Annotated in this window: 8 protein-coding genes; 1 reads left to right on the top strand and 7 read right to left on the bottom strand. The window is 52.8% G+C overall.

Annotation, left to right across the window (positions count from 1 at the left end; genetic code table 11):
* Positions 1-2 precede the first annotated feature (2 nt).
* Both P1P86_06835 and P1P86_06840 read right to left on the bottom strand, forming a co-directional pair.
* The gene (locus tag P1P86_06835; GenBank protein ID MDF1574894.1) at positions 3-1,865 is read right to left on the bottom strand and encodes a sulfatase-like hydrolase/transferase; all 1,863 of its coding nucleotides are present in this window, start codon (positions 1,863-1,865) and stop codon (positions 3-5) included.
* Positions 1,862-3,403, bottom strand: coding sequence for an acetylxylan esterase (locus P1P86_06840; protein MDF1574895.1), 1,542 nt, complete (start codon positions 3,401-3,403; stop codon positions 1,862-1,864). The genes P1P86_06835 and P1P86_06840 overlap by 4 nt, the downstream gene beginning before the upstream one ends.
* Before the next feature lie 81 nt (positions 3,404-3,484).
* Here P1P86_06840 and P1P86_06845 point away from each other — a divergent pair, with 81 nt between their 5' ends.
* Positions 3,485-4,705, top strand: a complete 1,221-nt coding sequence (locus P1P86_06845) for a metallophosphoesterase (GenBank protein ID MDF1574896.1) — start codon at positions 3,485-3,487, stop codon at positions 4,703-4,705.
* Here the strand turns inward: P1P86_06845 and P1P86_06850 are convergent.
* From P1P86_06850 to P1P86_06870, 5 genes are all read right to left on the bottom strand, one after another.
* Complete coding sequence (locus tag P1P86_06850) at positions 4,702-5,106, bottom strand: thioesterase family protein (protein MDF1574897.1); 405 nt, start codon at positions 5,104-5,106, stop codon at positions 4,702-4,704. The genes P1P86_06845 and P1P86_06850 overlap by 4 nt on opposite strands.
* Before the next feature lie 3 nt (positions 5,107-5,109).
* Entirely contained in the window at positions 5,110-7,155 is a 2,046-nt protein-coding gene (locus P1P86_06855) for a S9 family peptidase (GenBank protein ID MDF1574898.1), read from the bottom strand.
* Between the two features lie 130 nt (positions 7,156-7,285).
* Complete coding sequence (locus P1P86_06860; protein ID MDF1574899.1) at positions 7,286-9,415, bottom strand: Tex family protein; 2,130 nt, start codon at positions 9,413-9,415, stop codon at positions 7,286-7,288.
* A gap of 2 nt (positions 9,416-9,417) precedes the next feature.
* Positions 9,418-10,446, bottom strand: a complete 1,029-nt coding sequence (locus P1P86_06865) for a DUF4249 domain-containing protein (protein MDF1574900.1) — start codon at positions 10,444-10,446, stop codon at positions 9,418-9,420.
* Positions 10,447-10,450: 4 nt separating this feature from the next.
* A complete protein-coding gene (locus tag P1P86_06870; GenBank protein MDF1574901.1) occupies positions 10,451-12,832 on the bottom strand; it encodes a TonB-dependent receptor in 2,382 nt (793 codons plus the stop codon).
* Positions 12,833-12,881: the final 49 nt, after the last annotated feature.

Consider the following 12,881-nt stretch of genomic DNA (forward strand, 5'->3'; position numbering starts at 1 on the left):
CTTCAAGGCAAAGCCGGCCTGGAGTGAATATACCCGAGCCGCCGCTGCACCTGCTGGTCCTGCAGAACAAGCGGGGAAAGCTTTCCCTCGTCCAGCTCAAAATGGCAGGCATAAGGACCATCCCTCAGCAGCACCAGCGAGTTAAGAATCAAAAGAGCCTCCACCCCGTCGCAGCATCCGTAAAGTGCATCCAGGATCACAGGGACCGGATCGCCCAGTCCGGTCAAACCCAGAAACTCAGCCGCCCGGGTACGTACCAGAAGATCAGCGTCTTTGCACAGAATCCCGGCCCGATCCCTGAATTCCCCTGCTTCTGAACCAAAAGCACTGCATACGATCAGTCCCCAGTACTTCGTAAAGGGATCCTCTGAGTCCAGAGCCTTTATAATTCCGCTTCGTGCCTCTTCATAGGGCAGCAGTTCCAGGTTGGCAATATCGATCAGATGACCGATATCGGCTTTATGCTGCTCTCCAAATAAAACAGGATTCCCGAAGGCATGCTTGCGGAGATAATTCTCCGGGTAGAAACTCAGATCGGGCATTCCCTTCTCCCACCCGGCCAGCAGCGCTCTCATTTCCGAGAGCTGATCCGAAAAGGCCGGATCCCCGGCCAGGTTCCGGGTTTCAAAAGGATCCTTCGCCAGATCGTACAGGGCTTCCGGTTCTCTGGGTTCGAAGAAAGCAGCCTGGGCCGGGTTAAGTTCACCGGCCCGGTACATGTCGCGCCACTGTTCATAAGCCAGGCAGAGATAGCGGTAATTGTTCTGCAATCCATCCACATTAAAGGGTTGATAACTCCGCATATATTTCAGATCTCCACGCCTGACGGTGCGAACCAGATCATACTTCTCATCGAAGCGGTCGGCATATCCATAGGTGATTTCCCTGCTGCCAGACTCTTCCGCTGAAACCCCCTCACCCAGGAAGGGAACCCCATCCATTGCTCCGGGAATCTCAATCCCGGCCAGCTTCAGGAGGGTGGGCCCAAGATCGATAAAGCTCACAAAACCATCCGAAGCCTCTCCCCGCTTCAGATCTGTCAGGTGCCTGAATTTCTTCGGGATCCTGACCACCAGGGGAACATGCAGTCCGGTCTCATAAAGATAACCCTTGCTGCCCGGCAACACACCCCCGTGATCCCCGAAATAAAAGACAAAGGTACTCTCCAGCAGATCCTCCTCTTCCAGCTTCCGGATCACCCCCCCGACTATGTTATCCACCCCCAGGATCTTATCGCGGTAATACGCAGAGGTAAAGCGGAATAGATCGGTGTCGGGATGATTGGGAAAAAGCTGTATGCTGTCGGGATGACAAAGCGGGTGGTACGACTCCATGAGCTCCGCCTTGAAATGAAGCCTGCTTTCGTGAGATACCGGGTGGGATTCTTTATGAAAAAAGGGCTGGCCGGGTTCACGATTGCTCCAGTGTGCGGTTCCGGAGGATTCATCCCATACCCCCTCATTCTTTATATAGTTATAGTCTTCCTTGCTGTTATTGGTGGTGTAGTACCCGGCCCTTTTCAGGTAAGCAGGAAACATTTCCAGACCTTCGGGCATGGGGACCAGTGTGGATCGCCGGTGATACTGGGCCCCGGTGCGTGGTCCATAGCAGGATGAGATCAGGGTCGAGCGGGCCACGCTGCACACCGGTGCGTTGGAGAATGCTCGGGTAAAGCGTATCCCTTCTTCCGCCATCCTGGCAATATGGGGAGTGGCAATGCCTCCGGGATCGAACAACTCCATATAGTGGACGGAATTATCCTCGGAGATGATCCATACAAAGTTGGGCTGCTCCTTCTGTCCGGAACCGGAACAAGCCATGGCCAAAAGCAGGCACATCCCCGGGAGGATGGAAATTTTTCTCATAACTCTCTGTTTAAAAGGAAATCACAGGCTGCAAAGGCCTGACGGGCCAGTTGCTCCACCTCTGGCGATAAGTACTCACCCCCCCAATCAATGGCCAGGGCCACCCCGCTGGCCATCTCTGCCACATCCATCTGTTGCGGGATTTCATACACCAGCCGTGGAGTAAGGATCAGCCTGGGGTGGGTTTTAAACAAACGTGCTTCCATCCACTCCCTGTTAAGGGGATTTGCCTTTCCCTTCTCTCCGGCAGCCTGAAGATGCCGGTCGGCAAAATCCAGGAATTTTTCCCAGTCGTACCGGGTCACATCATGTCCGCCGGTCCGGATGTGGTAGCCCAGTTTACCGCTGCTAACCGGCTGATCCGGACGGGGCATTTGAGCGGGCAGGAAAACATCCCTGTTATACAGCTGGAAGGCCTTGCTTCCGTATACCAGAGAGAGATATTCGCCACGCTGATCGGCCCAGTCATCCTCCCCGGCGCTGGCCACATAGAGTGCCCGGGGTGCCATCAGGGCCATCAGCATATGCTGGTCCACCGGCAGGGCAGCCTCGTTCTCATTATAGTCATGGAAGCGGGACGCAAACCAGTGCGGGAAGGAGGTGTTGATATTGCTGACACGCTCTCCGTAAGGCCTGCGGGAAAGAGACGCTCCGCCACAACCCGAATTATTGGAGATCACCATAGAGAACCTTTCATCCTGAGCACCGGCCCAGAGGGAGGTCTTTCCCAGCCTGGAATGGCCCATCAGGGCCACGCGCTCCGAATCGATTTCTGTGTCCCTTTCAAAATAGTCCATAGCTCTGGACAGGCCCCAGGCCCAGGCAGCAATGGAGCCCCAGGATGAAGGACCGCGACCGGGCTGACCGGGATCCATCAAAGCAAAAATCCCGTTCCTGAAACCGTCATCAAAATCGGGGTCTATATCCCCGTAATAAATGGTGGCCAGTCCATATCCTCTGGATAGGATCAGGTCCACGGGCCAGCGGCCGGAACTTGCTCCCCGGGAAGCTTCCGTGGCCCGGTTGTCCAGGATCCCATGTTCCTGATTGTTTCGTACCCAGCTCTCTGTAACTGATATATTCGGATCGGGGTGAACGCTATGGTTTCCATTGAAGTTCAGTCCCAGGAAGAGGGGGACCGGGCCATGTTGCTCCCGGGGAAGAAAGATAAGCATCGGAATTTCCATCGTATCGCCTCCTCTGCTTAGCTCCATGAGCACCTCTTTCTGGATGGCTGTTCTCTGCAGGGCCTCCCGGTCCTCATAAACAAGCCGGTAATCAACTTTAACATCTGATTCCGGAACACGGCCATAGACGTGGTCCCGGAACAGATCCAGAATCTCGGGCCGGCGAAGTGTCTCCCATTGTTCGGGCGATTCAATGGAAAGGCCCGACCGGCTGATCAGAATTTCAGGTAAGGGGGCCACCAGGAGATCCTGTTCGGCGGCCCGATTCTGGGCTTTGGCCAAAGATAAGTGGCCGATTTGAATGGCAAGGATCATGGATATGAATCCGGCCTGCTTGATCGTTAGTTTCATCCTCATAAATTTACAATCCTTTCATACAAGGGAAAACAATTTCTCGTTTATTTGTGTGAATTATCATATGAATCCCAAAGAATGAGGTCCCTGATCATCCTAGTCATCATCGCGGTTTTTATCATTGGCATGGACCTTTATGCCCTCCGGGGGATTCAACACCTGTTTTCTCCAGGCAGTGAGCCGAATCGCCTGTTCTATTACATATACTGGGGAGTCAGCTTTCTGATGCTGGTGAGCCTGATCCTGGCCGGATCCATGTTTCAGCAACAGCGCGATCCCTCCCGTTTTTTCCCCATCATGCTGATCATGGGCCTCTTCCTGATGCTATACCTGCCCAAGCTGCTCTTTAATATCATCCAGTTGCTGGGCGACCTGAGCTCCCTGGTCTCTTCCCTGTTCCGGCAGCCTTCCGCTTCCCTGAGGACCTGGTTCCTGTTTCCTGGATTGTTTGTGGGACTCCTGACCCTTATCGCACTTGGTTTGGGCATGGCCCGGGGACGAACCCATCTGAAAGTCTTCCGGGAAGATATCCGGATCCAGTCCCTGCCGGAATCTTTCCACGGGCTCCGTATTGTCCAGCTCTCAGATATTCACCTGGCGGGTTTTTATAAGCATCCGGCCTATATCCGGCGGGTCGTGACCCTGGTCAATGAACTTATGCCCGACCTGGTCTGCTTTACCGGGGATATGGTCCACAACTTTTCTGAAGAAGTCGATCCCTTCACCGGGGTACTGAAAGCTATTAAGGCCCCGCTTGGAAAATATGCAGTTCTGGGAAACCATGATTATGGGGCTTACTACGCATGGAACTCTGAAGAAGAGGAAGCAGCTAACCTGGAACGGGTCAAAGCACAAATCAGGGCCAGCGGCTTTGATCTTCTTTTGAATGAGCACAGGACCATTGCCCTGAAGGGCTATTCGCTGGAGCTTATCGGGGTCGAGAACTGGGGGAAACCTCCCTTCCCCCAGCGGGGCGACCTGCGTAAGGCCATGGCTGGGGTTCACCCCGAACGGGTCAAGATCCTCCTCTCCCATGACCCTTCCCACTGGGATCTTCAGGTATGCCGGAAAGAAGCTATCGACCTGACCCTTTCCGGGCATACCCATGGAATGCAGTTTGGCATTGAGATCGGTAAGTTCAAATGGAGCCCTTCCAGATGGACCTACAGGCACTGGGCAGGCCTTTACAAAGAGAATGGCCAGCAGCTGTATGTGAACAGGGGACTGGGATATACCGGATATCCGGGTCGTGTGGGCATCCGTCCCGAGATTACTCTGCTGACCCTTCAGCCCGGCTAATTCTCCAGCAGATCAAGCAGTTTTTTCGGAGCTCTCACCGGGCGATTGGTCTGCATATCCAAAAATACCAGCACCACTTTTGCCTCATGGGCCAGTCCGCCATCTTCGTTGTAGATCCTGTGAAAGAACTCCATCCGTGCGGCAGGCAACTCTTTCACGGTAGTTTCGATGGTGATCAGCTCGTCGTATTTCAACACCTTCCTGTATCTGGACTCCACCGAGAAGACCGGCATCACAATGCCTGCCTTTTCCAGTTCGATATAGGGCATACCCATCTCCCGGATCATTTCCGTCCGGCCCATTTCATAAAGCCTCCCGTAATTCCCGTAATAAACCACCCCCATCATATCGGTATCGGCATAGAGAACCCGGTATTGAACTCTGCTGGTAGCTGGTCGCATAAATTATTCTTTTATTCCCTCGAGACTAAACAAAAAGGCATATTCCATGGCCGTTTCCCTGAATTGTTCAAACCTGCCGGAAGCGCCGCCGTGCCCGGTCTCCATATTGCAATACATCAGCAGGAGATTGTCATCTGTTTTCATTTCCCGAAGTTTGGCCACCCACTTGGCCGGCTCCCAGTACTGCACCTGACTGTCATGGAGTCCGGTGGTGACCAGCAGGTTGGGATAGTCTTTGGCTTCCACCTGGTCGTAGGGAGAGTAGCTGAGCATATAGTCATAGTACTCCTTCTCATTGGGGTTTCCCCATTCATCATACTCGCTGGTGGTCAGTGGAATATCTTCATCCAGCATAGTGGTCACCACATCCATAAAGGGCACGGCTGCAATCACCCCCCTGTAGAGCTCAGGCTGCAGATTGATCACCGCACCCATCAGCAATCCACCTGCACTGCCGCCCATGGCATAGAGATGCTCCGGACTGGTGTACTTCTCCCGGATCAGGTGTTCGGCGCAATCATTAAAATCGGTAAACGTGTTCATTTTCTTCAACAGCTTTCCATCCTCGTACCAGGGACGTCCGTACACCTGGCTGCCCCGGATATGGGCGATGGCAAAGATAAATCCCCGGTCCAGCAGCGAGAGGCGGTACGACCGGAAGCCCGGATCCATGGTATGACCATAGGATCCATATCCATACAGAAGGGTCGGATTTGCTCCGTTCAATTCGGTTCCCCTGCGGTATACAATACTCATGGGGATTTTCTTCCCGTCGTCGGCTGTGGCATAAATCCGTTTGGCCTCATAAGAGGCCGGGTCGAATGTTCCTCCCAGCACCTCATCCTGCTTCAGAACTGTTTTTTCCTTATTGGCCAGGTGGTAATCCAGGACGGTATTGGGTGTGGTGAGTGATGAATAGCGGTACCTTAATACATCGCTGTCAAACTCGGGATTCACTGAAATGGAGGCCGTGTATACCTCTTCTCCCATATCAATATAGTGCTCCTCACTGCCATCCCAGGGAATTACCCGTAACCTGGTCAGCCCTTCCCTGCGTTCATCCAGCACCAGGTATTCTTTGAAGATCTCCAGCCCTTCCAGAAACACATCCTCGCGATGGGGGATCACCTCCGCCCAGTTCTCCTTCCCTGTTCTTTCAACGGGCGTCTTCATCAGGCGGAAGTTGGTGGCATCCAGATTGGTAATGATATAAAAATGGTCCCCGAAATGGGAAATATTGTATTCCAGTCCACGCTCACGGGGCTGAACCACCCTGAATTCCCCTTCCGGCTTATCGGAAGGGAGAACGCGGAACTCTGTAGTGAGCGTGCTAAAGCAGGCAATCATCATATATGCCTGTGACTTGCTTTTATAAACAATGGTACTGAAGGTCTCATCCGTTTCCTCAAAGACCAGTACATCCTCCGAGGCATCGCTTCCCCTTACGTGCCGGAAAATGGCTTTACTTCGCAGGGTCTCATCATCCTTCCGGGTATAGAACAGGGTCTTGCTGTCGCCGGCCCAGGAGGCCCCTCCCGTGGTCAGGGGGATCTGATCCTCCAGCATGGTCCCGGTCTCCAGGTCCTTGATATAAATCGTATACTTTCTTCTGCTCACCGTATCAATCCCGATGGCCATATACCGGTTGTCGGGGCTCACGCTCAGTCCGCCCACCTGGTAATAACTGTGCCCCTCGGCCATCTCATTCACGTTGGCCAGAATCTCCTCATCAGCTTCCAGGCTCTCTTTCTTCCGGCAGAAAATGGGATACTCCCTGCCTTCTTCATACCTGGTATAATAGAAATATCCATTCTCCTTGTAGGGAACACTTTCATCGTCCTGTTTGATCCGGCCGACAATCTCATCGAAGAGATCCTTCTGGAACTGCGCCGTCCCTTTCATCAGCTCCTCCCTGTAAGCATTTTCCTCTTCCAGGTAAGCAATCACTTCCGGGTTTTCACGTTCCCTGAGCCAGTAGTAATTATCGATTCGTGTGTGACCATGAATGGTCAGCTCCCGGGGTTTCTTTGCAGCAACTGGTGCTTCCATGGATGTGTTTGTTTTACAGGATTATACTGTCAGCACGGCCACCAGGGTCAGCGTGACAGGGATGATTGTTTTCATATAGCCGGGATTTTGGGTTGACTGGCCGAATTTAATGAAAATTCGCGGACCGCTGCTATTTTCCAGGCCCTTTCATGGATAGCTGGATCCGCTTGCGGGCCAGGTCCACCTCCAGCACCCGGACCCTCACATGCTGGTGGATCTTCACGATATCGTTGGGATCCTTGACAAAGCGGTCGGCAAGCTGGGAGATATGGACCAGTCCGTCCTGCTTCACCCCCACATCCACAAAAACCCCGAATTTGGTAATGTTTGTCACGATTCCGGGCAGCTCCATGCCGGGCTTCAGATCCTCCACGCTGTAGACCGTCTGGTCAAATTCGAAGACCTCGATCTGCTCCCTGGGATCCCGTCCGGGCTTTTCCAGTTCCGCCCGGATATCCTTCAGGGTGGGAAGACCGATCCCTCCCTTTACATAACGCTCCAGCTGAATCTGTTTGACCAGGCTTTCATCCCGGACCAGCTGGGTCAGGTCCACCATCAGATCGGCAGCCATCTGCTCCACGATATGATAGCTTTCCGGGTGGACGGCCGAATTATCCAGGGGGTTTTTTGCCCCTTCGATGCGCAGGAAGCCCGCGCATTGTTCAAAGGCCTTCTCCCCCATGCGGGGCACTTTCTTTAGTTGCTTCCTGGAGGTGAATCCGCCAATCTCCTGCCGGTAATCCACCACATTCTGCGCCAGGACCGGTCCCAATCCGGAGACATAGGTGAGCAGGTGCTTGCTGGCGGTATTTACATTCACCCCCACCAGGTTCACGCAGCTCTCCACCACCTCATCCAGGCTCTTCTTCAGGTTCCCCTGGTCCACATCATGCTGGTACTGTCCCACCCCGATGGATTTGGCATCGATCTTCACCAGCTCGGCCAGGGGATCCATCAGTCTCCTGCCGATGGAGACGGCACCGCGCACCGTCACATCATAATCGGGGAATTCGTCCCGTGCAGTTTTCGAGGCCGAATAGATGGAAGCGCCCGATTCATTAACCACATAGACCTCTATATCCCGGGGGAAGCGGATCAACCGGATAAAACGCTCGGTCTCCCGGCTGGCCGTTCCATTTCCGATGGCCACCGCCTCGATCTTGTACTGCTGCAGCAGCGAACTCACCTTGCGGGTCGATCCGGCCCGGTCGGCCTGGGGAGGATGCGGATAAATGGTGGCGTTGTGCACCAGGTTTCCCTGCTCATCCAGGCAAACCAGCTTGCATCCGGTCCGGAATCCGGGATCCAGTGCCAGTACCCGCTTCTGTCCAAGGGGGGAGGCCAGCAGCAGCTGTCTCAGGTTATCGGCAAATACTTTTATGGCCTCCTGGTCGGCCTTCTCCTTGTAAAGGGCTTTATATTCATTCTCCATGGAAGGCTGCATCAGTCGTTTATAGGCATCCCTGACCGCCTGGGCCACCTGCTGACCCCCCTCATACGGGCTCTTTACCCACTGTTCCTCCAGGGCATCGGTCACCGGGCGCGATTCCGGCTCTACCGTCAGCTTCAGGAAGCCCTCCTGTTCGCCCCGGCGCATGGCCAGGATCCGGTGGCCGGGACACTTTTTCAGGGGCTCGCTGAATTCAAAATAATCCCGGTACTTGGCCCCTTCCTCCTCTTTTCCTTTCACCAGTCTGGAGGAAATCACCGCGCTGCGGTCGAAATGATAACGAACGGTTTTTCGGGCCCGCTCATTTTCATTCACCCATTCCGCAATAATATCCCGGGCTCCCTGCAAAGCATCTTCCACACTCTCCACCTCCTCGCTCAGAAAAGAGGAAGCTGCCTTCTCCATATGCATCTCCTGCTGCTTCAGAAGGACCTTTGCCAGCGGCTCCAGTCCCTTGTCCCGGGCCACCGTGGCCCTGGTTTTCCGCTTGGGTTTATAGGGAAGATAGATATCCTCCAGCTGGACCGGGTCGAGACACTCTTCGATCTTTCGTTTTAATTCGGGAGTAAGCTTCTCCTGCTCCCCGATGGTCTTCAGGATGTAATCCTGCCTTTTCTGCAGCTCTTTCAGCTGGTTCAGAGCATCCCTGATCTCTGTGATCTGCACCTCATCCAGGCTGCCGGTATGCTCCTTCCGGTAGCGGCTGATAAAGGGGATGGTGGCCCCTTCCTCCAGCAAATCGACCGTATTTTTCACCTGCCTGAGCGGAATCCCTGTCCGCCCGGCGATCACCTCTTCAAAAACAATCATACTCATTCATATTCATAATACCAGTACTCATTGCCAAACTCAGGAACAAAGGTAGTGATAGAATGCACATCGGAGGAATACCCTCCTAAAAAACCGGCCCCCCCCTCCACATTCGTATAGACAATAACAGGAACTGCAAAAGGATCCTCCTTGGTTTCATAGTGCTTCTGACGGGTCTTCAGATACTTGTAATAGGATTCCGAGATGGAGTGAAGACGGATATCCACCACCGCCGAATCGGCCGAACCCAGAGCATAGCCCATGGTGGATACGCGAAGCGAATACTCCTTGCCATCGATCAGCTGATCGGAAAAGAGGATGCCCTCAGGAGTGTTGGCCTCCACCACCAGATCAGGGGAGCTGACCATCGGATCCTCCGCATAGCGGAATATTTCGGTAAGGGTATAGGTGGAATCCGCTACATAGTATTGCCACTCGCTATTGTGATAAAGAGAATCCACATACTGAACGGTAGTATCTCTCCAGCTGGTGTAGGATTTATCCACCAGCAGGTTCAGCAGATAATAGTTGTCCACGCCTGGCGGATCACGCAGGGTCACATCCATCTGAAACATTTCCTCCGTGTAGCTATAGTACATATCGCCGTACTCCTGAACCACTGTCGAGGTATCCACCGATTGAATCCCTACGGTTTCCGGTATCTCACAACGCGCCGAGACAGTCGGATATCCGGCCTGCTCCACCTCAATGCTCAACTCTTCACCAATGGCCGGACGAAAGCCGGAAGCCAGGAAATAAGCATTTCCGGAATAGTCCATCTGCATAATCCTTTCGCCTCCTCTGAAAAGATTCACGCTTGCGTTTTCCAGGGGTTCCAGGTCCGCATTATCCAGGATATGCCTGGTGCGGCTCACCTGCACCACCACAGTGGAATCCTTGCTCAGGGTACCGTTAAGCACAATCAGTTTATCGGACTCTTCCAGCTCGATAAACAGTACCGATTCACAGGAAGTTGCCAGAAGAAATAGAATCCCGGTTCCCAGTATTAACAGGTGTTTATCTTTTCTCATCATGCTAAAATTCAAAAGAGTAAGAAATGGAAGGGATCATCATAAAGATGCTCAACTGCTTCAGAGCCCGGTTTCCATAGTTATCGTAACCAAAATAGAGATAGAAGGGATTCTGCCTGTTATAGGCGTTATAAAGCCCGAAGCTCCAGGTCTGTGTCCCCCACTTTTTTTCCTTGTGCCGGTTTAATCCCACATCCAGGCGATGATAGGCCGGCTCCCGGTAGGCATTCTTGCCCTTGAAATATTCGATCTCGTCGTAGTAATGATAAGAATAAGGGTTCATGAAAGAGCTGCTGAAGTTGTATTGATCAGGAGCGTAGCGGGAGACCGCCAGGGTGCGGGCCTTACCGGTTCCGTAGACCCAGGTGGCGCTGATATCCGTGCGTTCGTCCAGGCGATACATCAGGACCATGGAAACATCGTGCCGCCGGTCGTAGGTGTAGGGATATACTTCGCCATTGTTAAGATTCTCAAACTGCACCTCGGCTTTGGAAAGGGTATAACCCACCCAGCCCCTGAACTTCCCCACATCCTTCCGGGCGAGGAACTCCAGTCCGTAGGACAGTCCTTTTCCTTCCCGTTCAATCTTGTCCTCCCAGTCGACTCCATACTCAAAGAAACTGGAGCCCTCGGCATAATCGATCAGATTGTTCATAGTCTTATAGTAAGCCTCCAGAGTAAAATACCAGCTATCCTTCAGGTTATATGCCAGTCCGGTGGCATACTGGTAGGAGCTTTGCGGTTTGGTACGGTCCGTGGCCGGCAGCCAGAGATCGGTGGGCAGTCCGATGGTCGCATTGGTCAACAAGTGAATATACTGATCCATTCGTGAAAAGGCCGCCTTAAATGAAAAGTCGGGGGTGATCAGTAACCTGCCGGTAAAACGGGGCTGCAGCGAATGATAAAACTCCCTGTTCACAAAAAAACCGGAATAGTGCAGCCCGAAGTTGGCCCTGATCCTCGTACCAAGCTGGAAATTATCCTCTCCGTACACATAGTATTCATGGGCGTAAATGGGATCGGCGTTGAACTGCAGATTCAAGGTATCGTCGGTCGATTCCAGGGTTTCGATTCCCGGAGAAAAGGTATGATAGAGGTACTTGCCCCCAAAGCGGATGGTATGGCCGGGAAGGGGCCGGTAATCAAAATCGAAAATCCCGCCGTAGTCCTCAATTCCGGAAAAGTAATCATAGGCATAGCCCACATCATACTTCTTATTCACCAGGGTTTGCGTTTCATCAAAGGTATCGAACTTGTAGTTGCTGTATATCAGGGATACATTGCTGAATAACTTATTTCCGTAAAGATGGTTCCAGCGCAGTGCCGTGGTAAAGTTACCCCAGTAGAGTCCCGATTCGGATTTCCGCAGGTACGAGGTATCATTGTCTATCCATTGTTCCTCCTCGTTGATAAACAAACGGTCGCGCCCGTGGTACATACTCAGATAAATCCTGTCCTTATCCGAGAACTTATGATTGATCTTGGCATTCAGATCATAGAAGTAGTAAGCGGTCAGTCCCTCGATCCCGTTCTGTTTATTGATGGCCCGGATGACCGGTCTGGCCAGTACATCCAGGTAAGTTCGGCGGGCCGATACGATAAAGGAGGTCTTATCCCTGATAAGCGGACCTTCCAGGGTTAGCTTGGATGCAATCAGCCCGATGGAGCCTGCACCGTGAAACTCCTTCATGTTCCCTTCCTTCAGACGGATATCCACCACCGAGGAGAGCCTGCCTCCGTAATGCGCGGGGAATCCCCCCTTGGTCATGGTAATATTGGAGATGGCATCGGGATTAAAAACCGAAAAGAATCCAAAAAGGTGATTGGCGTTGTAGATGGGAACCCCGTCCAGCAGGAAGAGGTTCTGATCGGGACCTCCCCCCCGCACATAAATCCCGCTGGTCCCTTCGGTTCCCGACTGCACTCCCGGCATCAGCTGTATGGTCTTGATTACATCGGCCTCCCCCATAAACATGGGAATGGATTTGATCTCCCTGATGGGTATATGCACCGCGCTCATCTGAACATCCTCCACGATATCACGGGGGCGGTTCGTGCTGACCACCACTTCTTCCAGGCTCAGTACCGGCACCAGGGAGATATTCATAGTCTGATTGTCTGTAAGTTTGAAGCTCACCGTATGGCTTCGATACCCGACATAGGAGACCTGCAGCTGCACCTCATCCGAGGGAAGCGTCAGACTGAAAAAACCATACTCATTGGATGAAGTGCCCTTTTCCGATAAACGGTCGTATACGGTTGCAGCAATCAGCTTTTCACCGGTGGTACTATCCTCTATATAGCCGCTGAATGTAAAATTCTGTCCTGAAACACTATTGAACAGAAGTATACTGAGTATTCCGGCAAGGAGCGGAGACCTGTACATGCTTCGTATTTTGATTAAAAAAGATGAAAGGTAGCAAAAGTTCATGTTG

This window comes from Bacteroidales bacterium (assembly GCA_029210725.1).
Taxonomy (GTDB): Bacteria; Bacteroidota; Bacteroidia; order Bacteroidales.